The 20627-nt window shown below is 63.9% G+C and carries 24 protein-coding genes; 22 read left to right on the top strand and 2 right to left on the bottom strand.

The genetic code is table 11. The annotated features are described in order from the left end of the window. Nucleotides 1-53 precede the first annotated feature (53 nt). Nucleotides 54-842 carry a taurine ABC transporter ATP-binding protein gene (locus tag L3V85_RS33415; protein ID WP_237676855.1) on the top strand — a complete coding sequence of 263 codons (789 nt, stop codon included), beginning with the start codon at nt 54-56 and terminating at the stop codon, nt 840-842. Beyond that, nucleotides 835-1731 (top strand): ABC transporter permease subunit, encoded by an 897-nt coding sequence (locus tag L3V85_RS33410; protein WP_237676854.1) that lies wholly within the window; start codon nt 835-837, stop codon nt 1729-1731. Before L3V85_RS33415 ends, L3V85_RS33410 begins: the two co-directional genes overlap by 8 nt. On the opposite strand, the gene L3V85_RS33405 is transcribed toward L3V85_RS33410, so the two are convergent. After that, a complete protein-coding gene (locus L3V85_RS33405) occupies nt 1649-2665 on the bottom strand; it encodes a LysR family transcriptional regulator (protein ID WP_237676853.1) in 1017 nt (338 codons plus the stop codon). The genes L3V85_RS33410 and L3V85_RS33405 overlap by 83 nt on opposite strands. Nucleotides 2666-3007: 342 nt before the next feature. Between L3V85_RS33405 and L3V85_RS33400 the strand changes: the two genes are divergently transcribed. Continuing rightward, a complete protein-coding gene (locus L3V85_RS33400) occupies nt 3008-3310 on the top strand; it encodes a hypothetical protein (protein ID WP_237676852.1) in 303 nt (100 codons plus the stop codon). 104 nt (nt 3311-3414) lie between these two features. Here L3V85_RS33400 and L3V85_RS33395 read toward each other — a convergent pair whose 3' ends face one another. Beyond that, nucleotides 3415-3948 (bottom strand): hypothetical protein, encoded by a 534-nt coding sequence (locus tag L3V85_RS33395; RefSeq protein WP_237676851.1) that lies wholly within the window; start codon nt 3946-3948, stop codon nt 3415-3417. Between the two features lie 527 nt (nt 3949-4475). Here L3V85_RS33395 and L3V85_RS33390 point away from each other — a divergent pair. The 19 genes from L3V85_RS33390 to L3V85_RS33300 all read left to right on the top strand — a co-directional run bounded on the left by L3V85_RS33390 (nt 4476) and on the right by L3V85_RS33300 (nt 20586). Next, on the top strand, nt 4476-4742 hold the full coding sequence (locus L3V85_RS33390) for a flagellar biosynthetic protein FliQ (RefSeq protein ID WP_237676850.1): 267 nt from the start codon (nt 4476-4478) through the stop codon (nt 4740-4742). Between the two features lie 14 nt (nt 4743-4756). Then, nucleotides 4757-5560 (top strand): flagellar biosynthetic protein FliR, encoded by an 804-nt coding sequence (gene fliR / locus L3V85_RS33385; RefSeq protein ID WP_237676849.1) that lies wholly within the window; start codon nt 4757-4759, stop codon nt 5558-5560. Continuing rightward, on the top strand, nt 5560-6654 hold the full coding sequence (locus L3V85_RS33380; RefSeq protein WP_237676848.1) for an EscU/YscU/HrcU family type III secretion system export apparatus switch protein: 1095 nt from the start codon (nt 5560-5562) through the stop codon (nt 6652-6654). The genes fliR and L3V85_RS33380 overlap by 1 nt, the downstream gene beginning before the upstream one ends. Further along, on the top strand, nt 6651-8762 hold the full coding sequence (locus L3V85_RS33375) for a flagellar biosynthesis protein FlhA (RefSeq protein ID WP_237676847.1): 2112 nt from the start codon (nt 6651-6653) through the stop codon (nt 8760-8762). The genes L3V85_RS33380 and L3V85_RS33375 overlap by 4 nt, the downstream gene beginning before the upstream one ends. Before the next feature lie 19 nt (nt 8763-8781). Next, the gene (locus tag L3V85_RS33370; RefSeq protein ID WP_237676846.1) at nt 8782-9567 is read left to right on the top strand and encodes a flagellar hook-basal body protein; all 786 of its coding nucleotides are present in this window, start codon (nt 8782-8784) and stop codon (nt 9565-9567) included. Between the two features lie 41 nt (nt 9568-9608). Then, nucleotides 9609-10397 (top strand): flagellar basal-body rod protein FlgG, encoded by a 789-nt coding sequence (gene flgG / locus L3V85_RS33365; protein ID WP_237676845.1) that lies wholly within the window; start codon nt 9609-9611, stop codon nt 10395-10397. A gap of 64 nt (nt 10398-10461) precedes the next feature. Continuing rightward, the gene (gene flgA / locus L3V85_RS33360) at nt 10462-11460 is read left to right on the top strand and encodes a flagellar basal body P-ring formation chaperone FlgA (protein ID WP_237676844.1); all 999 of its coding nucleotides are present in this window, start codon (nt 10462-10464) and stop codon (nt 11458-11460) included. Further along, nucleotides 11457-12059, top strand: coding sequence for a flagellar basal body L-ring protein FlgH (locus L3V85_RS33355; RefSeq protein ID WP_237676843.1), 603 nt, complete (start codon nt 11457-11459; stop codon nt 12057-12059). The genes flgA and L3V85_RS33355 overlap by 4 nt, the downstream gene beginning before the upstream one ends. A 26-nt stretch (nt 12060-12085) precedes the next feature. Then, a complete protein-coding gene (locus L3V85_RS33350; RefSeq protein WP_237676842.1) occupies nt 12086-13204 on the top strand; it encodes a flagellar basal body P-ring protein FlgI in 1119 nt (372 codons plus the stop codon). 46 nt (nt 13205-13250) lie between these two features. Next, nucleotides 13251-13634: a flagellar basal body protein gene (locus L3V85_RS33345; RefSeq protein ID WP_237676841.1), complete on the top strand. Its 384-nt coding sequence runs from the start codon at nt 13251-13253 to the stop codon at nt 13632-13634. Nucleotide 13635: 1 nt separating this feature from the next. Next, nucleotides 13636-14085 carry a flagellar basal body rod protein FlgC gene (gene flgC / locus L3V85_RS33340; RefSeq protein WP_237676840.1) on the top strand — a complete coding sequence of 150 codons (450 nt, stop codon included), beginning with the start codon at nt 13636-13638 and terminating at the stop codon, nt 14083-14085. Beyond that, nucleotides 14082-14447 carry a flagellar hook-basal body complex protein FliE gene (gene fliE, locus L3V85_RS33335; RefSeq protein ID WP_237676839.1) on the top strand — a complete coding sequence of 122 codons (366 nt, stop codon included), beginning with the start codon at nt 14082-14084 and terminating at the stop codon, nt 14445-14447. Before flgC ends, fliE begins: the two co-directional genes overlap by 4 nt. Beyond that, nucleotides 14444-15958 (top strand): flagellar basal-body MS-ring/collar protein FliF, encoded by a 1515-nt coding sequence (gene fliF, locus L3V85_RS33330; RefSeq protein ID WP_237676838.1) that lies wholly within the window; start codon nt 14444-14446, stop codon nt 15956-15958. The genes fliE and fliF overlap by 4 nt, the downstream gene beginning before the upstream one ends. Then, nucleotides 15955-16575: a hypothetical protein gene (locus L3V85_RS33325; protein ID WP_237676837.1), complete on the top strand. Its 621-nt coding sequence runs from the start codon at nt 15955-15957 to the stop codon at nt 16573-16575. Before fliF ends, L3V85_RS33325 begins: the two co-directional genes overlap by 4 nt. After that, a complete protein-coding gene (locus L3V85_RS33320; RefSeq protein ID WP_237676836.1) occupies nt 16572-17414 on the top strand; it encodes a FliH/SctL family protein in 843 nt (280 codons plus the stop codon). The genes L3V85_RS33325 and L3V85_RS33320 overlap by 4 nt, the downstream gene beginning before the upstream one ends. A gap of 1 nt (nt 17415) precedes the next feature. Continuing rightward, nucleotides 17416-18807, top strand: a complete 1392-nt coding sequence (locus L3V85_RS33315; protein ID WP_237676835.1) for a FliI/YscN family ATPase — start codon at nt 17416-17418, stop codon at nt 18805-18807. Then, complete coding sequence (locus tag L3V85_RS33310; protein ID WP_237676834.1) at nt 18804-19319, top strand: hypothetical protein; 516 nt, start codon at nt 18804-18806, stop codon at nt 19317-19319. The genes L3V85_RS33315 and L3V85_RS33310 overlap by 4 nt, the downstream gene beginning before the upstream one ends. Further along, a complete protein-coding gene (locus L3V85_RS33305) occupies nt 19313-20185 on the top strand; it encodes a hypothetical protein (protein ID WP_237676833.1) in 873 nt (290 codons plus the stop codon). Before L3V85_RS33310 ends, L3V85_RS33305 begins: the two co-directional genes overlap by 7 nt. After that, complete coding sequence (locus L3V85_RS33300) at nt 20185-20586, top strand: flagellar hook assembly protein FlgD (RefSeq protein ID WP_237676832.1); 402 nt, start codon at nt 20185-20187, stop codon at nt 20584-20586. The genes L3V85_RS33305 and L3V85_RS33300 overlap by 1 nt, the downstream gene beginning before the upstream one ends. The last annotated feature ends 41 nt before the right edge of the window (nt 20587-20627 follow it).

The following is a 20627-nucleotide window of genomic DNA, read 5'->3' as shown; positions in this document are numbered from 1 at the left end:
TTCTTCCGGGTGCGCTGCACGCCATCGGAAAGCAACTTGCATTGGAGAACTGAATGCCCACACTGGACATCCGGGACCTCACGGTCAACTACGCCGTCAAGGGTGGCACGCTGCAGGCGCTGGCCCCCGTCAACCTCACGATGCACGACGGCGACTTCGTCGTCGCGCTCGGCGCCTCCGGCTGCGGCAAGACCACGCTGCTCAACAGCATCGCGGGCTTCTTGCCACCCTCGACCGGTGAGATCCTGCTCGACGGCAAGCCCGTCATCGGCCCGGGCGCCGACCGCGGCGTGGTGTTCCAGAAACATGCGCTCATGCCCTGGCTCAACGTGCGCGACAACGTGGCCCTGGGCCTTCGCCTGAGCGGCATGGGCAAGGCCGAGCGCGACCGCATCGCCGAAGAAAAACTGGGCCTCGTCGGCCTGCAGAAATACGCCGACCGCGCCGTGTACGAACTCTCTGGCGGCATGCAGCAGCGCGTGGGCATTGCGCGTGCGCTCGCCAGCGACCCCGCCGTGCTGCTCATGGACGAACCCATGGGCGCGCTCGATGCGTTCACGCGGGAGCAGGTCCAGGAAATTCTTCTGCAGGCCTGGTCCAAGTCGAACAAGATGGTTTTCTTCATCACCCACTCGGTGGAAGAAGCGCTGTTCCTGGCCACGCGGCTCATCGTGATGAGCCCGAGCCCGGGGCGTATCTCGCATGTTTACGACAACGTGCCGTTCTCGCGCCAGTACCTCTCGCACGGCGATTCGCGCAAGGTGAAATCGGAGCCCGAATTCATCCGCATGCGCGAAGAAGTGCTGTCCATCATTCATCATCGCGAGGCCGCCCATGCATGAGGTCGTCACTGTCGCATCGCCCGCCGCCGTCATGACGCAGCCGCCGCCATCCAAGCCCGCCGCGCCGCCCGCTCCCGCAGTGGCCGGCGCCAAGCTCAAGACCAGCGCCTTCAAGGTGCCGGGCGAGGGGTCGAGCGTGACCATCAGCGTGGTCACGGTGGTGGCGCTGGTGGCGCTGTGGTTCATTGTCACCAACATGGGCTGGGTCAAGCCGCTCTTCCTGCCCACGCCGCAGGCGGTGTTCCAGCAGTTCTACGAATACCTTACCGGCCAGGCCAACGACAAGCCGCTGTGGCAGCACTTCCTGGCGAGCATGTTCCGCGTGTTCTCGGCCTTCTTCCTGGCATGCGCCACAGCCATTCCGGTGGGCATTGCCATGGGCATGAGCCGCTTCTGGCGCGGCATCTTCGATCCGCCGCTGGAGTTCTATCGGCCGCTGCCGCCGCTGGCCTACCTGCCGCTCATCATCATCTGGTTCGGCATCGACGAACTGCCGAAGGTGCTGCTGATCTTCCTGAGCTGCTTCGCGCCGCTGGCGCTGGCCGCGCGCTCGGGCATGCGCAGCGCTTCACAGGAGCAGATCAACGCCGCGTACTCGATGGGCGCGAGCTACATGCAGGTGATCCGCCATGTGATTCTGCCGTCGGCGTTGCCCGACATCCTGGTGGGCATGCGCATCGCCATCGGCTTCGGATGGACCACGCTGGTGGCCGCAGAAATGGTGGCGGCCAACATGGGGCTGGGTCAGATGGTGCTGAACGCGTCGAACTTCCTGCGCACCGACATCGTCATCATGGGCATCATCGTCATTGGCGTGGTGGCTTACCTGTTCGACTTGCTGATGCGGTGGCTCGAGCGACGTCTTGTGCCCTGGAAAGGGCGCATGTAGGCGGCATCACGCGCGGCGGCGCGGGCATGGGCGGCAGCACCGGGTTATCGCCGTTGGCGCCCATCGACTGTTCCAGGAAGTCGAGCATCGCGCGCATCGCCGCGCTGTTGTGGCGGCGCTGCGAATACGCCGCGTACAGCCAGTGCTCGCGCGGCATGTGCTCGCGCAATACCGGCACCAGCGCGCCGCGCTCCAGGTGCGACTGCGCCAGCGGCTCCGGCACATAGGCCACGCCCACGCCGCGCAATGCCAGCTCGATGAGCGCGATCGCGTCGTTGGCTTCCATGCGGCTGTGCACCGGCACGTCGTGCGGCTTGCCGTCGGTCTCGAAGGGCAGGTGCGTGGTGGGCATGGCCGAATAGCTCAGCACGTCGTGACGGCCCATGTCTTCGGGCACCTGGGGAATGCCGCGCTGGGCCCAGTAGGCCGGCGAGGCGCAGACCACCATGTCGAACTGCACCAGCCGCCGCACGATCAGATTCATGTCGTCGATGCGCCCGCCCGTCAGGTGGATGTCGATGCCTTCGCCGATCAGGTCGACCTCGCCGTTGGTAAAGACCAGGCTCACATACACGTCAGGGTAGAGCTTGATGAATTCGGCAATCACGTCCGACATCCACCCGGCGATCAGGCCGTTGGGCGCGCTCATGCGCAGACGTCCGCGCGGATGCGAGCCGTGGGCCTGCAGGTCGTTGAGCGTGTTCTCGGCCATCGTCACCAGTTCGGTGCTGCGGTCGAGCAGAACCTGGCCGGCATCGGTCAGGCTCAGGGAGCGGGTGGAGCGGTTCAACAGGCGCACGCCGCTGCGGGTTTCGAGTTCCGCGACGTAGCGGCTGACAGTGGCTTTCGACATGCCCAGCGAAATTGCCGCGCGGGAAAAGCTGCGCCGGAACGCGACTTCGCGAAATGTTTTGATGAGATCGAGACCGTCCATGGTGGGCGGATTGTTCCAGCTTCCTGATTTGGGGTTTTTCGCGGGGGCATGGCTGGCCTGCCTCTCGTGGCGGCGCATATCTGCGTGGCTATACTGCGACCGTCACGAAAAAAACGTGGCCGGGCTTGGACTCCCGAATCACCTCTGCGACGCAAGCCGTAGTCACTCCCGCAGGGTCTGCGGCTTCGTCGTTCGTGCTTCCATTTTTTGGCGGCTCGACGGGCGGGCGCGAGCCCGGCCGGTTCTCGCAAGAGGTGCCCGGTAGTCCAACCCGTCGAGCTGCCGCCCTCGTTTGGACTCGAGAGCGGCGGTTTCAGCAAACCGCACCTCTGGAGGCCATTCATGGCTGCATCTGTTCGCGCGCCCGCGCACGTCTGTGTCGAATCTCTCGCCCTGAAAGCATGCGACGACGTCGACAGCTTTCACGCCGTGCATCTTGCCTACGCGTGCCTTGAAAAACTCATCGTCCCGCAACGCGTGAGCGACCCGGAAGAGATTTATCCGACACGCACTGAACTGGGTGCGCTGATGCGGCTGGTCAACGAAGAATTGCAGCGACGTATCGAGACGGTCGAGGCGACGGTTCAGTCTTGGCGTGTTGCTGTGGCAGAGGGTGGCGATGGCGTGCGCGTGGGGAGCAGTTGATCACTGCCGGATTCGATCATCGATGTTGAATCCGAAGCGGAAGTAGCTTCTTCTGCTCAGCGGTCGTTCGTTCTTCTGCTACTCCGCCTCCACACCACCAAACCTCAGCTTCCCAACAGCATCTTGTAAGCCGGCACGCCTTCTTCGAATACCTCGTCGAGCAGTTCCAGCCCTTCGAAAAATCGGTGATCCTGGTCCTCCAGTTCGGCATGCGACGCCTTGTGCACCTCGAAAAGAATTTCGCTGCAAGACAAGAGCCTTGAAGCTCGTACAGAAACGACCCTGCTCTTTGGTTGCCACTCATTGTTGTTGCCGACCACCCAGTACGTGTACTGCACGTCGAGAGCACGAACCGGGAGCACCAGCCACAGCTTCTCCCGGTCGACAGGCATGCCGATGTCTTCCCCATAGGCCGACAACGCCTCTTCCCATTCAGCGATGGATTCGGGGGTGTCCCTGCTGAACGACCATGCCAGATCGCGAAGGATTGTGTTCGGCATCTGTTTCAAGAGAGTTCCTCGCAGGTCGCTTGCGCACATGCACATTGAAAAAGGGGCGCCAGTTCGAAGGCTAATTGCCCCGGGCATGCAATTTTTGCGGGCGTCCACTTCATCTTTGCGTTCGCCATCGCTGTTCATTTTGCCGATGTGTAGACCTTGGAACGCTGTTCTGCCCATTGGATGTAGGAGCGAAGAGCCGCTTCGGCGGAAATTGGGACACAGCGACGATGAATGGAAAGAGGACCAACCAAGCACGTTGCGACATTCATACCTCGTTGAATTTTAAAAGCTCTGCGTTGCCCCGGAAGCTCCGGTCCCGGCGGCGGATTCAGCCAGGGCAGTTTTTTTGAATTAATGAGGAAGTTATATTTTTAGGAAACAATCTTTAATTAAAGAAACAATCAAGAAGTTATTAAGAAATTTATTTTTTGTTTCATTTGAGATTTGTATTCTTCCTCGCATAACATCGGCTGCACGCTGCTCGATAAATCGAGTGATCTTCTGAATTTTCGATGCTCAAACTGCAATTGCGAGCTAAATCGCTTCTGCAAAAGCCGAAGATTTCAGGTTTAAATCTAATTAAAAGTTGCACGTATCTCTTGCCAAAAGCACGAGTGCGCAAAATAGGGCGAATGGTCTCAGGCCACGCTCCAGTGAGGCCCTTAATGCATGCGGACTTGGCGTTGAAGATGATGTCGGACCTGTTCTGGACGGGGCTGCTCGTGTGTGTGCCGCTGCTCGGTCTGACCATGCTGGTCGGCGTGGTGATCAGCATCCTGCAGGTCGTCACCCAGGTACAGGAGATGTCCCTGACTTTCGTGCCCAAGCTCTTCACGGCCGCGGCTGTCATGATCGTGGCGGGGCCCTGGATGCTGCGCAAACTGACGCAGTTCACGGTGCAGCTGTGGAGCGGCATTCCCGCGTTGTTCTGATCCGAGCGCAATTCGTGAGCATCGCCACATTGCCAGCGGGCATGGACACGTCGTGGGCTGTACTTGTCGGCCTTCTGGCCTTGCGTGTCGCCGCCACATTCATGATGACCCCTGTGCTCTATGCGGTGCCGCTGCCTGCAACGGTGCGCGTCTTGCTCGTGCTGAGCTTGTCGGTGGCCCTGGCTTCGGCCTTGACATCTGCTGCCGGGGCGCCCGTGGAATGGAGGGTGTTGTTGCCTGCGGCGCTGAGCGAACTCGTCCTTGGCGCGGTTCTCGGGCTCGGCATATTGCTGGCGTTTGGTGCGTTTACGGTCGCAGGCCAGATGCTGGATGTTCAGCTGGGCTTCGGTATCGCGCAGATCATGGATCCCGTCACCCGGCGCCCTGTGCCGATCCTTACCACGGCGTTTGCCTACGTGGCGGTCCTGGTGTTCTTCCTGGTCAACGGCCATCACGCGTTGCTGCGCGGAATCGCATACAGCGTCGAGCGTTTTCCGGTGGGAGCACCTTGGTCTCTGGCGCAGGCCGTGGAGCCTGTGCTCAAGCAGGCGGCGGGGCTTTTCAGCCTGGGCTTTGCCCTGGCGGCACCTGTGGTGTTCTGCATCCTGCTGGCGGAGTTCGCGCTCGGTGTGGTGGGGCGCAACCTGCCGCAGATGAACATGTTCACGATGGGCATCCCAGTCAAGATCATTGTCGGCCTCGTGGCCCTGTCGCTCTGGTTCACGGGTATCGGCGGCGTGATGACCCGGGTCTATGCCGGCATCGCGACGACCTGGGACGAAATTTTCGTGTCGGCACCGCCGCAGTGGGGGCGCTGATGGCAGAGCAAGACCTGGATCGCAACGAGGCGGCAACGCCCTACAAGCTGCAGCGCGCCCGAGAGCGAGGACAAGCCGCGAAAAGCACGGACGTCGTCGGCGCAATCGTCTTTACGGTGGCTGCGGTCTACCTGACATGGCGCGGGTTCGGTGCGGTGGCGACCCAGTTCCGCTTCGATCAGGCGGTACTCATCCAGGCAGGACGGATGGACCCATCGGGAGCCGGATTGTGGCCGCTGACCGAACGCGCGCTGCGCGCGGTATTCGTGCTGTCGGCCCCTTTCTTCGCGACGGTCATGCTGGCTGCGGTGGTCGGCAACATGATGCAGACGGGACCCATGCTCTCGTTCGATCCGGTCAAGATGGACTTCAATCGCATCAATCCAGTCAACGGGCTCAAAAGGCTGTTCTCGATGCGGGTGCTCTTCGATACCGCACGAGCACTCATCAAGCTCACGCTGCTGGGCCTGGTTTCGGTGCTGGCACTCAAGGCTTTGCTGGGCCAGTTCTATGGTCTCGCGTCGCTGTCTCCAATCGGTTATTTGCGCACCCTGCTGGACGACCTGTCGAGTGTGGCGCTGAAGATGGCGCTTGTGCTGGGGCTCATTGCGTTGCTGGATTTGATGTACACACGGCGCGAATTCGCCAAGAAGATGCGCATGAGCCAGCGGGACATCAAGGATGAGGCCAAACACCGCGACGGCGATCCTCGTATTCGCGCCCGCCTGCGCGAGCTGCGTCGAGAGACGCTCAAGCGCAGCCTCGCACTGCGCGAGACGCGCAATGCGGATGTGCTGATCACGAACCCCACCCACTTCGCTGTGGCGCTGAAATACGACCACGGCCGCATGGTGTCACCGCAGCTGCTGGCCAAGGGCAGCGGGCACATGGCCGCTGCAATGCGCGAGATCGCCGCGCGTCACGGCATCCCGGTGGTCCAGAACCCGCCGCTGGCCAGGCGCCTCTATCGCGAGCTTCCCGTCGATCAGGCGGTTCCGCCGGAACTCTATGCGCAGGTCGCACGCATCATCGTTTGGGTGTTCGCAATGCGCGAACAGCGCCAGGGTCTTGTCGCGAAGGGAGTTCAAGCATGAAGGCGCTTGCGAAGGTCTTCGAAAAACACAGCGATATCGCGCTGGTGCTGCTTGTTCTCGGCGTGCTGGTAGTGCTCTTTGCACCCATTCCCAGTGGGTTGCTGGACTTCCTGATCCTGACGAATTTCAGCTTCGCATTCCTCGTGCTACTGCTGACCTTCTACATGGCAAGGCCGGTGGAGTTCTCGACATTCCCTTCGCTGTTGCTCATTGCCACTTTGTTCCGCTTATCGTTGAACGTCGCGGCCACGCGACTCATCCTGTCCGATGGCGACGCAGGGCGTGTCATCGGCGCCATCGGCGCTTTCGTCGTCGGCGGAAACTACGTCATCGGGCTGATCGTCTTCCTGATCCTGATCGTGGTGCAGTACGTGGTGGTCACCAGCGGCGCCCAGCGGGTGTCAGAGGTGGCGGCGCGTTTCACGCTCGACAGCATGCCCGGCCAGCAGATGAGCATCGATGCGGACCTCAACATGGGTTTCATCGACCAGGCCGAGGCACAGCGGCGCCGCAAGAACATCGAAAAGGAAGCGGGCTTCTACGGCGCGATGGACGGTGCGAGCAAGTTCGTCAAGGGCGATGCCATCGCGGGCATCATCATCCTGCTGATCAATATCATCGGCGGGCTGGTGATCGGTGTGATGCAGCACGGCCTGCCGTGGGGGCAAGCGCTGCAGACCTACACACTGCTCACGATCGGCGATGGCATCGTGACGCAGGTGCCCGCGCTGGTGATCGCGGTGGGTACCGGCATCATCGTCACGCGTTCCTCTTCCGACACCAACCTGAGTCGCGAAGCCCTGCGCCAGGTGAGTTCTTTCCCGAAGACGCTGCTGATGGTCGCGTTGGCGTTGGGAGGCTTGCTGGTGCTGCCTGGAATTCCCGCGATCCCCACGTTGGTGTTGACTGCCGGGTTCTTGCTGGCGGCCACGTTGCTCTATCGTGCGGCCAAGGTCAAAAGCGATAACGCGGCGCAGGGCATGGGCGACCCCATCGACCCCGAAAATCTTGCTGCCGCCGACGGCACGGCTGCAGCAGCCGCCAGCGACGATCCCTACACGTTGCTTCAAGTCGAACCCGTCGAGGTGCATCTAGGTGGCAACTGGGGGCCGGTGATCAACCAGCCCGGCAGCGTGTTCATGGAGCGTATCGCGAGCTTTCGCAAGCAGCATGCGAACGAGTTCGGTCTTGTATTGCCACGCGTGCGATTCAAGGACTCGTCACGTCTGTCGGCTGATCGCTACGAGATCCATCTGGACGGCGTGCTGGTCGGCAAGGGCGAGGCGCGAGCCGACCGCTTGCTAGCGATCCATCCTTCAGGAGATACCAAATCCATCCCCGGCGAGCCAACACGCGACCCTACCTACGGGTTGCCCGCACTGTGGATCGAGGAACGTCAGCGCGAGGCGGCGGCACAAGCGAAATTCACGCTGGTGGATGCACCCACTGTCTTCATGACTCATCTGACGGAAATGCTGCGTCGCGAATCGGCGACGTTGTTGACCCGTTCGGAAGTCGATAGGCTGCTGTCGCGCGTGCGCAAGAGCCAGCCGGGCCTTGTGGAAGAGCTGATCCCGACTGTGCTCTCGGCCAGCGACGTGCAGAAAGTCCTGCAGAACCTCTTGCGGGAGAAGGTCTCGATTCGGCACGTCGAGGCGATTCTCGAGACGCTGGCCGATGCAGGGCGCGCGACGCGTGACACAGCGCAATTGACGGAAATTGTGCGTCAGCGGCTGGGCCATGCCATCTGTCAGGGCCTGATCGGAGAGGCGAGCGCCTTGCAGGTGCTTACCCTCGATCCCGCGATCGAGAGCCAGTTTCTGCAGAGCATGCAGATCGCGGTAGGTGAAGCAGGAGCGACGACCGCGGCGGGCACGCAGCCCTTCGTGATCGATCCGCGCCTGTCGGAACAGCTGATCAAGCGTCTCGTCCAGCAGGCCGAGCGGATGATGAAGAGCAACCTGCTGCCTGTTCTGCTCTGTGCGCCCGAACTCCGGCGCCATGTTCGAGGCCTGTCAGAGCGTGTCATGCCGCACCTTCGCGTCCTGTCCATGGCCGAGGTGCCCCACACCATCGAGCTGAAATCCTTCGGCATCGTGCAACTTTGAATCGCAAGGAACATCATCGATGAGCGACGTACTGGCAATCAGCCTTCTCAGCATGCAGCAGGACATGGGGCGCCTGGAGCGCATCAGCCTGAACATGGCGAACGCCACCACGCCGGGCTACAAGCGAGAAGTAGTGACATCGCTGCCGATGGGGGCGAGCGGCTTCGTCGACGCCATGCGCGGGGCTGATGCGTCCTGGTCCGGTACCGCGCAGCCTGCATCGACTTCTGTAGCTGCCGCGCCGTTCATGGTCCAGACTGACCTGCGCCCGAGCACGCTCAAGACCACCGGCCAGAGTCTGGATGTGGCGCTGGCAAATTCTGGTTTCTTCGAGGTGTCCACCCGGGCGGGCCTCGCCTACACCCGACAGGGCAACTGGCAGCTGGACCCGCGAGGTCGCCTTGTCACTGCGAAGGGACACCCGGTCATGGGCGTGGGGGGCGAGATCGTGCTCACGCGACCGAATCCCGTCATCGACGCCGTGGGCCAGGTGTTCGAGTCACGACCTGGCGGTGGCGCTGAAGCGACGCCCGTGGCGCAGTTGAAGGTAGTGGGCTTCGATAACGGCACGGATCTGCAGCGCATGGGCGAGGGCTTGGTGACGACGCAGCAGGTGCCGAATCAGCTTGCAGATGCGGATATACAGGTTCGCCAGGGATTCCTCGAGAACTCCAACGTCAACTCGATGCAAGAGATGGCACAGCTGATTCAGTCGATGCGGCATTTCGAGTCGATGCAGAAAGTGGCCCTGGGCTACGACGAGATGATCGGCGGCGCCGTGCGCAAGCTGGGCGAGATGTCCTGAGTCGACGATATCCCGAACTTCATTACTTTGAAAAACAAACTATGTTCGACGCCCTCTATATCAGCGCGACCGGGATGCAGGCGCAGCAGCTCAATGTCGACACCATCGCCAACAACCTGGCGAACGTCAACACCACAGGTTTCAAGAAGAGCAAGGTCGGCTTTACCGACCTGATGGTGCAGGAGGCCGCGCGCCTCATGCCCGGTTCCGAGGAAGCGGGGGTCTTGGGTCCGCAACGTCGCCTCGGTGCGGGCGTAGGCATTGCCACCATGTCCAAGCTCTTCGACATGGGGGATCTTAAGAAAACCGAATCCGCCTTCGACCTCGCGATCCAGGGAGAGGGCTTCCTCGAAGTGACGATGCCCGACGGCTCGAGCGCCTACACGCGTGGCGGCACCTTTCGCGTCAATCGCGACGGGTTGCTCGCCACGTCGGGCGGCTTCCCGCTCAAGCCGAACCTCGCAATTCCCGACAACGCAAAGGACTTGAAGATCGACGGCGATGGCCGCGTGCATGTGCAGGTCGCAGGGCAGGCAACGCCGATCGAACTCGGGCAACTGGAGATGGTGCGTTTCACGAGCCCGGCTGGACTGAAGGCCCAGGGCGACAACCTGTATCGGGCAAGCACGGAGTCTGGCGAGGCCATCTCCGCCAAGGCCTCCGAAGATGGCATGGGGACGATCGCACAGGGATTCCTGGAAGGGTCGAACGTGAAGCTCACCGACGAAATGGTGAACCTGATGGTGGCGCAGCGCGTGTACGAGGCCAATGTCAAGGTAATGCAGGCGTCGGACGAGATGTTGGGAATGATCAATGCGCTTCGCAAGTAGTCTCGCGTGCGGTGCGCTGTCGGCTGCGTGCCTTCTTGGCGCGTCAGAAGGCTTGGCGGCAGGCGTGGATCGCGCTGCATCGGGTCTGGCACCGGCCGTTGTCAGCATCGAGATGCGCGCGAAGGCCAGGGCCACAGGTCAGCAGGTGCGGTTGGGCGACATCGCCTTTCTCACCAGTGCGGACCTGGTGTCGCTGCGGCGACTGATGGCGCTACCGATCGGTGCTGCACCACGCCCTGGAGCTCCGACGGTCGTGGACCGCGACACGCTGTCGCGCTGGGTGGCCGGCCGCAGTGGGCTGCAGTTCGCGCGAGGCGAGGCAACCGTCGCGAGCGAGCGCGCGCCCATTCTTCGCTGGACGGGAGCCAGCGAAACGGAAATCGAGAGCGAAGCGCAGCAACTGCAGGGGGAAGCGGTCGTCGAAGCGGCAAGAGCGTCGCTGACGGCATGGTTGTCTCAGCGCAGCGTACGCGCCGAGGTGCAGGCACTCTCGCCCACGCGCGATCTGATGCTGCCTGCGGGCACACCCGTGCTGCGGGTGCGCCCGCTGAGTGATCAGGCGCAACCCGCCCGGCGCATGCTGGTGTGGGTGGATGCATGGGTGGACAACCGGTTCGTGCGCACCACCGCCGTGAGTTTCGAGGTCGGCGCGTGGGCACCGATGACAGTGGCCACGCGCGGTGTCGATCGAGGGACGACGCTGGATCCAGCGTTGCTGCGCGATGTCACCGAGTCCAGGGACGTGGATCTCACGACGCTTCGAAACGCCAAGCCGTTGGCTGGCGTGCGCGAAGCTGAACTGGATGCGGGCTCTCAACGGCTGCGTCGGCCGCTGCGCGCCGGGGAGGTGCTTACCGAGGCGCATCTGGAAGCCGCGCCCGCCGTTGTGCGCGGGCAGCCTGCGCACCTGCTGGCGCGCAGCGGTGAGGTGTCGGTGGAAAGCCGCGTCGAGGTGCTGCAGGATGGCCGGCAAGGGCAGGTCGTGCGGGTCAAGGTGCCCGGCGCCAGCGGTGAAGTACTCGCGCGTGTCACAGGACCTGGCCAGGTCGAGGTGCAGCCATGACCGGACGTTGCGGATCGCGCATACGGGTTGCCTTGGCGGGGTTCGCTGCATCGGTGGTATGGCTGTTGCCCGGCTGGGGAGCTGCCGAGAGCCTCTACCAGGAGGGGAGCTTTCGTCCTTTGACCGCGGACAACAAGGCGTTTCGCGTGGGCGACTCGCTCACGATACAAGTGTTCGAGAACTCGTCGGCCACGAGCAGCGCCAACACGGGTACGCGTCGCGGCAACGACATCAACGCCTCTGTCAGCAACATGGGAAACAAGGTCGGCCAGCTGGGCATCGGGGTGAGCGGCGATTTCGATGGTGGAGGGCGGACACAACGCACGAACAAGCTGTTGGCTACCTTGACCGTGACGGTCACGGAGGTATTGCCGAACCGCGAGCTGCGTGTGGCCGGCGAGCAGTTGCTCACGGTGAATGAAGAGCTGCAGAAGGTCAACCTGGAAGGGCGGGTACGCCCGCAGGACATTTCGGACGGCAATGTGGTGCTGTCCACGCGACTGGCCGACGCCCGCATCACCTATGTGGGCGAGGGTGACGTATCCGAGCGCGCGCGTCGCAGCGCCTGGCGGCGCATCTTCGACTGGTTGGGATTGTGAGGCGGGCGATGTTCTCTGAAAGCTTCATGCGCGTCATGCGCGCGGCCCTGGCCGTTATGTTCCTGGGCGCCGTCGTTTCACCAGCCCCGGCTGCCGACGCGGTGCGTGTCAAGGATCTCGGCAAGCTCAAGGGCTGGCGCGACAACGCGCTGTTCGGCACCGGGATCGTGACTGGGCTCGCCGGCACCGGCGACTCTCCCTCCAACCGCACCACGCGGCAATCGCTGGCCAATGTGCTTTCGCAGTTCAATCTGACGATCGCGCCGGAAGCGGTCCAGAGTCGCAACGTGGCCGTGGTGATGGTCAGCGCCAACCTGCCGACTTTCGCGCGAGAAGGCGACACGCTGGATGTGACCGTGAGCTCGGCCGGCGATGCGCGTAGCCTGGTGGGCGGTACGCTCCTGATCACGCCGCTCAAAGGCGCCAACGGCCGAGTCTATGCGCTCGCACAGGGTGGCCTCTCGGTGGGCGGCTATCGCTATGACGCCAACGGCAACGTGGTCCAGAAGAACCACCCGACCGCAGGCTCCGTGCCCAACGGTGCAACGGTGGAAGTCGGGGTCAATGCGGCCATGCTCGATGAGCAGCAGAGCGTGACGTTCGTGCTGGCCGAGCCCGACTACACCACGGCCAGCCGCGTAGCCTCGGCCATCAACAGCCAACTGAGCGGCAATATGGCGAAGGCGCGCGATGCCTCGGGCATCGAGATCTCTGTTCCCCCCGCACAGCGCGGCGAACTGGTCACGTTGTTCACTCGCATCGAGAACGTGACCGTCGAGCCCGACCGGCGTGCCAAGGTTGTCATCAATGAACGCACCGGCACGGTCGTGTCGGGCGGCGATGTGCGAATCTCGAAGGTGGCGATCTCCCATGGCGACATCAAGATTGCGATTTCCACGCAGAACACCGCGTCGCAGCCGATCAACATCTGGAACGGTGGCCCCGACATCCGTACCGCCGTCGTGGCGAACACCCGCGTCGACGTGGACGAGCAAAACGGTGCCGGCTTCGTTGCCGGTTCCAACACCGTGTCCGACCTCGTTCAGTCCCTCGCCCGGCTGAAGACCAGCACTCGTGACGTGATTTCCATCCTGCGCGCGGTCAAGGCCGCGGGCGCGCTGCATGGCGAGCTGGTCGTGCAGTGACCCGTTCGCAGACTTGATCCCCAGAACCGTTTATGGAGTTCCATTCATGACAGAAGGAATCGAAGCCGCGACGAGCGCGGCGCTCACGCTTGCCCTGGATGCGGCCAGCCTGCGTCAGCAGGCCATCGCCGCCAATATCGCAAATGCCAACGTGAACGGCTACGTGCCGCAGCGTGTGAGCTTCGAAGCCCAGTTGGAGGACGCGCGTCAGAGCATGGCGCACATAGGCCGCCTGGATCCTGTGTCTCTGGGGCAGGTGCAGCCGCGCCTGGAGCCCGCGGTCGGGCGCTTCGGGTCGTCGTCCTTGGTTCAGCTGGACATGGAAGCCGCCGAGATGGCGCGCAATGCCGTCCACTATCAGGCGCTGGTCAAGGGACTGTCGCGCCATTTCTCGATTCTCTCGATGGCTGCCGGCGACGGCAGGAAATAGTATGAACTACGCAGATTCTTTTGCGATCAGCGCGATCGGCATGAACATCGAGCGTGCGCGCGTCGACGTTGCCGCACTCAACCTCGCGAACGCAAACACCGTGCAGGGCGCGGGTGGCCAGAGCTACCAGCCGCTTCGCGTCATTGCCCAGGTGCGAGACGACGCGCGCTTCGGCACGATGGTCGGCCGCGGGCTGGACAGCGCCGGCAGCATGGCGCAGTTGACGCCCTCGATGCAGGTCGTGGCGACGCAGGGTGCCTCGCGCATGGTCTACGAGCCGAGCCATCCCCTGGCCAACGCACAAGGTTTTGTCGCCTACGCGGCGGTGGATCCCGCGACCGAGATGGTCAGCATGATGAGCGCTACGCGTGCCTACGAAGCCAACGTCTCCGCGATGAATACGGCGCGGACCCTGGCGCTGCGTGCGCTGGACATCGGGAGCGGCGCATGACTGCGTTCCTGCCTGTTGAAGCCCTGTCCTCGCTCTCGCAGCAGGCGCAGGCCATGGTGTCTGCCACGAATGCCCAGACGTCGCAGGGCGTGAGCCCCGCCGGCAACGACGCGGCGACCTCGCTGTCGTCGTCGCTCACGAACGACGGTTTCGCTCAGATGGTGTCGCAGGGGCTATCCAAGGTCAACGGCCAGTTGATCGGCAGCCAGGTAGACCTGCAGAAGCTCGCCATGGGCGACGCGCAGAACCTCCACCAGATCATGATCAACCTCGAGGAAAGTCGTCTGTCCTTCCAATTGATGATGCAGGTGCGCAGTCGTCTTCTTGAGGCGTACCAAGACGTTATGAAGATGCCGGTATGAACTTCTGGCAAGGACTTACTCGGGGTGCCCGCTTCGGCCTAGTCGCAGGCGTGCTGGCCATCATGCTGGTGACGGCAATTTTGGCGTGGTGGCTGCTGCATACCGAGTACCAGGCGCTCTTCACGGACCTGAAGCCCCAGGATGCGCAGGCCATGACCACCGAACTGGAGCGCCTCAAGGTGCCGTACCGGCTCGGGGACAACGGCACTTCGATCCTGGTAGACAAGGCGACCGTGCACGCTACCCGCATCAAGCTCATGGGCAAGGAGCTGCCGCTCCAAGGCGCGGTCGGCCTCGAGCTGTTCAACAACACGGACTTCGGCATGACCGAGTTCGCGCAAAAAATCAACTATCAGCGCGCATTGCAGGGTGAACTCATCCGCACGATCCAGTCGCTCTCGGAAGTTCGCGAAGTGCGCGTGTTGCTGGCGTTGCCCGAGCAGGGGCTTTTCAAGCAGGCCACTTCGAAGGCCAAGGCATCGATCACCCTGACGATGCGCCAGGGGCAAACACTGCGACCTGAGCAGGTGACAGGCGTTCAGCGCCTCGTGGCGGCCGCGGTCCCGGGCATGGCGACGCAGGATGTCACGATCGTGGATGGCCACGGCGTGGCACTGACGCGCACCGACGCCGCGATGGGCGAGGCGGATTCGAGCGCCACCCGGCTGGACCTGAAACGCGACACGGAGGCCTACCTGATGCGCAAGGTGTCGGCAGTGCTTGATCGCAGTTTCGGTTCGGGACAGGCTTTGGCCAGCGTGGATGTCACGCTCAACATGGATCAGATCCGCACCACGACCGAAGACGTGCTGCCGGCCGCAAGCCGCGCGGGCCTTCAGTCGACGGGGGTCGTGGTACGCGAGCGTGAAAGCCTGCGCGATGCCGGCCCCGGTGGCGACACCAAGTTGATCGATACCGGCGCAGCGCGTGGAGGGAGTGCGCAGCGCGATGTCGAGTACGCCGTCGGCCGCCGTGTCGAGCAGGTCGTGAGTCAGCCCGGTTCGATCCGGCGCGTCCACGTCGTGGCGGTGGTGCGCAAGGCACTGGATCTCGCCCAGGAAGAACAGCTGCGCAAGGTGATGGCCGCAGCTGTCGGCGCATCTTTCGAACGAGGCGACACGGTGGTTGTGCAGTCGCTGGCTGGCGCCGCTTCATCGGTTGAAGGGGTGGCGTTTCCCACGGGCAGCGGCGCGGGCCTGGCCAGCGAGGATTCCGGCGAGACGTCGGTTGTGACGGGCTTCGGCGACAAAGCGCGCCCGGCATTGGTGCAGTGGGTGCTGGCGGGTGTGTTGATCGCGGCGCTGGCCCTATTGGGTTTGCGCTTGGGGCGGCGTGGTGGTGCGTCTCGGAGGGCGAAGGGTGGAGCACCGCTGTCGGATGTGGAGCGCGCCGAGACCTTGCGGCGGGTGCGTGACTGGATGAGTGAACCCGAGCCGGCGCAGGCGGGTGGCGGCTCGCCAGTCGCGGCCGCCGCGCCCGGGACGATCACCAGTGGGCGGAGGAACGGATGACCATGGAGACAGGTGGCGCCCGCCACGCAGCGCTGCTGCTGCATGCACTGGCCCCGGCCGACCGGGCCTGGATGCTGCATGCGTTACCCGCGTCACAACGTGACGAACTGCAGCTCTTGCTTGCCGAACTGGAAGCGTTGGGCATTGCGCGCGATTCGTCGCTGATTGCGCAGGCCACGGCCGGTGTTTCCGATGTGGTCGCCTTGGACCCGTCGGATGATCGGCCCGAGCGCGGGGCCGTGCCCGTGTCGGACGAGGCGTGGCTTCACGGACTCGGACGATCCCAGGTGGACGCCCTCGTGCGCAGTCTGCGACTCGAGCCTGTAGCGCTGGTGGCCGAGTGCTTGCAACTGGCCGACTGGTCGTGGCGCGATGCTGTCTTGGCGGCGCTGGAGCCCGCCCAGCGGCGTCGGGTGGAAACGTCGCTGTCTTCGCTGCGGGCTCGCGGCGCCACGCCGCCCGGGCTGCGGGCCGAGATGATCGCGCTCGTCGCCGCTCGTGTGCGTCAGCAGACCTCGACCGCCGAGGTCTCGGCGCGCCGGGGTTGGGCCGGAGCGAGGCAGGTTTTCGAGAACCTCGTGCCGCCAGGATGGATGCGTAGGAGGACTGCCCCTTGAATGCGCTGTCCGAAAGGCCCATCCCGACGGCCGTCTTGCACGATGTGGTGTTGCAAGGCCAGTTGTCCCTCGCGCGGCCTCGGGCCTCGCTGGCATCGACATCAGCAATGGCGCCTGCGTCTCCCGTTTCCCCTGCGGCCGTCACGGCTCGGCCCGGTGCCGCGATGTCTGACACGGCCCAGCCTGCTCGCACAACACAGGCAACGCAGGCGGTGCTGGACGAAGCACGCCGTCAAGGCTATGAAGAGGGCTTCGCCAAAGGAGCGGCTGAGGCTCGCGCGCAGTCCGCCGAAGAAGCAAGGCAGCTCGCTACCCGGACCGCAGAGCGCAGCGCACGCGAGTCGCAGGAATGCGCTCAGCGCATGGCTTTGGAGTTGACCGAGACGTCGAACGCCCAGGCACGCGCTCAGCGCGAGGCGCTCGACGCATTGTTGAGCGCTCTGCCGGATCAGATCGAAGCCAGGTTAGAAGCCGTGCAGGACGACATGCTCGAATTGTGTTTCGAGACGGTCTGTCGGGTGTTGGGAGATGCGGCGGTGCAACCCGACGCAGTGCGCGCGCATCTGCGCCATGCGGCTCAGGGGCTGCGAGGACGTCGTCTTGTGGCTATTCATTTGCATCCCGACGACCTCGCCGCCGCGCGCCATGAAGCGACGGACTCCGGCGCCGAACAGCTGGCTTCAGGGGAGATCCAGTGGGTGGCCGACCCGACCATCGTGTCGGGAGGCTGCATCCTTCAATCCCCCCAGGGCGGCTTGGATGCACGATTTGACAGCCAGCTTCGCGCCCTGCGCGACATGCTGCTGCGGTCACGGGCGCTCGTTCGCCCGGAGGCGTGAAGTGAGCGTCCTGGCTGCCAGCCGCGAGGCCCTCCGAAAGACAGATTTGCGCCGTCGCATCGGCTGGGTGCGCGAGATGCAGGGCTTGGCCATCGACGCACTCGGACCGGATGCGGCCGTGGGCGAGTTGTGCCGCATCCTGGTACGCACGCACACCGATCCGAGCGCGGCGGCCGGCAGGGTTGATGAGCCTGCCGGCGTCCTTGCGGAAGTAGTGGGCCTGAAGCCGGGGCGGGTCACGCTCATGCCCTATGGTCCCGCTGAAGGCATCGCCGCGGGTTGTGAAGTCCACGCCTTGGGTGCGGACTCCCAGATAGGCGTCGGGCCTGCGTTGCTCGGTCGCGTCATCGATTGCTTCGGCGAGCCGCTCGACGGGATGCCCAAGCCGCTCACAACGCAGCGTCGCCCGCTGCGGGGCGTGCCGATCAACCCGATGAAGCGCCCGCCGATCGAGCGCGTTCTCGAGACCGGGATCCGCAGCATCGACGCACTGCTGACCCTGGGACAGGGCCAGCGCGTCGGCATTTTCGCGGGCAGCGGCGTCGGCAAGAGCACCTTGTTGGGCCTGTTGGCGCGGCATGTGAAGACACAGGCGGGAGCGGATGGGCAGGGTTCCATCAATGTCATTGCGCTCATCGGCGAGCGCGGGCGCGAGGTGCGCGAATTCATCGAGAAGCAACTGGGGGTTGACGGGCTCGCCAGGTCGGTGGTCGTGGTCGCGACCTCGGACCAGCCAGCCTTGGCCCGGTTGCGTGCGGCCTATGCGGCGCTGGCGATCGCCGAGCACTTTCGCGACGGTGGCAGCAATGTGTTGCTGACGATGGACTCCGTCACCCGCTTCGCGATGGCGCGCCGCGAGGTGGGCTTGTCGGCCGGGGAACCTCCCACGGCGCGGGGATACACCCCGTCGGTGTTCGCGGAACTGCCGGAGCTTTGCGAGCGTTGCGGAACGGCGCCGGGCGGTGGCTCGATCACAGCGCTGCTGACGGTGCTGGTCGAGGGCGATGACCTCAACGAACCCGTGTCGGATGCCCTGCGGGCCATTCTTGATGGTCATATCGTGCTCTCGCGGCAGCTGGCGCACCGGGGTCACTATCCGGCCATCGATGTGCTCAAGAGCGTGAGTCGGCTCATGCCCGAACTGGCCGATGACGATGAGCGCGCGTTGGCCGTCGCAGCAGTCAAGCAACTGGCCATGCTGGAGCGCAACCGCCAGATGATCGACATCGGTGCCTACGAGAAGGGATCGAATGCGGAGCTGGACCGTGCCCTGACGATCGAGGCCGGTCTGCAAGACTGGTTGCAGCAGAGCGCTGGCGGCGTTTCGCGGGACGAAGCAATTCAGCGTTTGCGCGAGACGTTGGTGCCGGTCATGCAAGGGCGCAGCGCATGAGCTCGCAGGTCTCCCCAACCACCACGCTGGCGCGCGACGTCGATATACGTGGCTTCGTCTACGCGTTGGAGCCATTGCGGCAGCGGGAGCAATGGCGCATGGACAAGGCCATGACGGCGCTCGCGCAGGCCCAGCATGCCCTGCTGATGTTGGAACAGAAGATGAAGCAGTTGCTCGACACACACGACCAGCATGCCGCAGCCATCGGTCAAGGGCTGTCCTCCCGTCTGGACCCGTCGGTTTACCAGCGGGCGTTGGGCTATTTGGCGCACCTGCGCGACCAGTGGAAGACGCTCGACGCGCAGCGCCAGGCGCAGCAGTCAGCGCGCGACCAATTGCGCCGGGAGTGCCTGGCTCACCAGGTGCGGCTGGAAGGATTGACGCGCCACAGGGATGACGCATTGACGCAGCACGCGCATGAGGTGCGCCAGCGCAGCCTGAGCGAGCAAGATCGGGATTGGTTGGTCCGTGCGTCCCATGTCGACGCGGGCGCGGAGATACCCGCATGGTGAATCGCTCCGACATTCTCGCGGTGCCACGTGATGCGGACGCGTCATTGCGTACGCGACAGCCGCCGATGAATCACGAGGATGGGGAAGCGCCCGCGCGTCACCAGGCGTGGCGGCGCGAGATGGAGCGAGCCCAACTGACGGGGTGGTTCAAGTCGGCGCCAAGCATTCCTCTTCACGATCGGCAGCCCTCCGCGGCTCGCGCATCGCTGGAGGCGACCGAACACCGTGCGCAAGGGCATTCACGACACGACGGCAGGGCCGTGCAACAGCGGTCACCCGAGGCAGACACAGGACAAGCATTGCCGGCGCGCCGCGAAGTGTGGGGGCTGGAGTCTGCGGGGATGCGAATCCCGACGGCAACGATCGTCCAGTCTTCGGCTGCGACCTCGCGCCTTCGCGGTGGCCTGGGCTTTGATGTCTCGCCCGAGCGTCCGATGGCCGAACGTGTGGTGCCCGCGGCCGTTTCGCTGAGTCAGCCCCGCATCGGGGTCTTGGAGGGGGCCCTGGAGGAGCCCATGGCGGTTGAGGGGGCCCCTCCCGACGTGCCGGCAGATGCCCTGGCGTTGCGCGAGGCACTTCAGCCGGTGCGCCTGCACGAAGAAACCACGGTGCATGGGCAGGCCATCTGGGTGGCGATGCACGCCGACGAGGCGACCTTGGCCGCTGTGTTACCGGGCATCGTCAGCGATCTTCGCAATGGCCTGCATGCCCAAGGCCGGCGCCTGTACCAGGTGGTGTGCAACGGCCGGCTGATATGGCGCGAGGAGGCTCCCGCAGCACCCGGCGAGCTATCCGCGGCAGATAGGGGTGCGACGGCCCATGGAGACGTCGGCATGTTCGATTCGATTCTTTCAAAGGAGGCCTGATGGCCATTCAATCCGTCGGTGGCGCCAGCAGCCCCAATCTGCGCCCAAGCAATCTGGGCATGGAAGATTTTCTGAAGATCCTGTTGACGCAACTCAACTACCAGGATCCCCTGAAGCCCATGGACAACCAGCAGTTCATGGCACAGATGGCTCAGTTCACGAATCTGGAGCAGACCCAGCAGCTCAACAGCAAGATCGAGACCCTGATCACCAATCAGGCCGCGCTGCAATCGGTCGGCCTGATCGGCAAGACGGTTGACCTCAATACCGCCAGTGGCGCCGTGACAGGCACGGTCAGCGCCTTGTCGCTGTCGGGTGACTCGCCCTCGTTGACCGTCCGCACCAGTGCAGGCGCGATCCTCAACAACATCTCGTTGAGCCAACTCGTGACCATTCGCTGAGCGCTTGGCGCCGTCGCTTCACTTTGCCCTGCAATCAACAT

The sequence above is a fragment of the Variovorax paradoxus genome, from assembly GCF_022009635.1.
Classification (GTDB): Bacteria; Pseudomonadota; Gammaproteobacteria; order Burkholderiales; family Burkholderiaceae_C; genus Variovorax.
The sequence above is the reverse complement of the archived record's forward strand: the minus strand, read 5'-3'. Positions and strand labels throughout refer to the sequence as shown.

Excerpts from the sequence above, each read along its gene's own strand:
- L3V85_RS33410 (WP_237676854.1), top strand. The coding sequence starts at position 835 with ATGCATGAGGTCGTCACTGTCGCATCGCCCGCCGCCGTCATGACGCAG.
- L3V85_RS33390 (WP_237676850.1), top strand. The coding sequence starts at position 4,476 with ATGCATGCGGACTTGGCGTTGAAGATGATGTCGGACCTGTTCTGGACG.
- L3V85_RS33370 (WP_237676846.1), top strand. The coding sequence starts at position 8,782 with ATGAGCGACGTACTGGCAATCAGCCTTCTCAGCATGCAGCAGGACATG.
- L3V85_RS33405 (WP_237676853.1), bottom strand. The coding sequence starts at position 2,665 with ATGGACGGTCTCGATCTCATCAAAACATTTCGCGAAGTCGCGTTCCGG.
- L3V85_RS33380 (WP_237676848.1), top strand. The coding sequence starts at position 5,560 with ATGGCAGAGCAAGACCTGGATCGCAACGAGGCGGCAACGCCCTACAAG.
- flgG (WP_237676845.1), top strand. The coding sequence starts at position 9,609 with ATGTTCGACGCCCTCTATATCAGCGCGACCGGGATGCAGGCGCAGCAG.
- L3V85_RS33325 (WP_237676837.1), top strand. The coding sequence starts at position 15,955 with ATGACCATGGAGACAGGTGGCGCCCGCCACGCAGCGCTGCTGCTGCAT.
- L3V85_RS33355 (WP_237676843.1), top strand. The coding sequence starts at position 11,457 with ATGACCGGACGTTGCGGATCGCGCATACGGGTTGCCTTGGCGGGGTTC.
- L3V85_RS33305 (WP_237676833.1), top strand. The coding sequence starts at position 19,313 with ATGGTGAATCGCTCCGACATTCTCGCGGTGCCACGTGATGCGGACGCG.
- L3V85_RS33400 (WP_237676852.1), top strand. The coding sequence starts at position 3,008 with ATGGCTGCATCTGTTCGCGCGCCCGCGCACGTCTGTGTCGAATCTCTC.
- fliE (WP_237676839.1), top strand. The coding sequence starts at position 14,082 with ATGACTGCGTTCCTGCCTGTTGAAGCCCTGTCCTCGCTCTCGCAGCAG.
- L3V85_RS33415 (WP_237676855.1), top strand. The coding sequence starts at position 54 with ATGCCCACACTGGACATCCGGGACCTCACGGTCAACTACGCCGTCAAG.
- L3V85_RS33310 (WP_237676834.1), top strand. The coding sequence starts at position 18,804 with ATGAGCTCGCAGGTCTCCCCAACCACCACGCTGGCGCGCGACGTCGAT.
- flgC (WP_237676840.1), top strand. The coding sequence starts at position 13,636 with ATGAACTACGCAGATTCTTTTGCGATCAGCGCGATCGGCATGAACATC.
- fliF (WP_237676838.1), top strand. The coding sequence starts at position 14,444 with ATGAACTTCTGGCAAGGACTTACTCGGGGTGCCCGCTTCGGCCTAGTC.
- L3V85_RS33375 (WP_237676847.1), top strand. The coding sequence starts at position 6,651 with ATGAAGGCGCTTGCGAAGGTCTTCGAAAAACACAGCGATATCGCGCTG.
- L3V85_RS33300 (WP_237676832.1), top strand. The coding sequence starts at position 20,185 with ATGGCCATTCAATCCGTCGGTGGCGCCAGCAGCCCCAATCTGCGCCCA.
- L3V85_RS33350 (WP_237676842.1), top strand. The coding sequence starts at position 12,086 with ATGCGCGTCATGCGCGCGGCCCTGGCCGTTATGTTCCTGGGCGCCGTC.
- L3V85_RS33345 (WP_237676841.1), top strand. The coding sequence starts at position 13,251 with ATGACAGAAGGAATCGAAGCCGCGACGAGCGCGGCGCTCACGCTTGCC.
- L3V85_RS33395 (WP_237676851.1), bottom strand. The coding sequence starts at position 3,948 with ATGAACAGCGATGGCGAACGCAAAGATGAAGTGGACGCCCGCAAAAAT.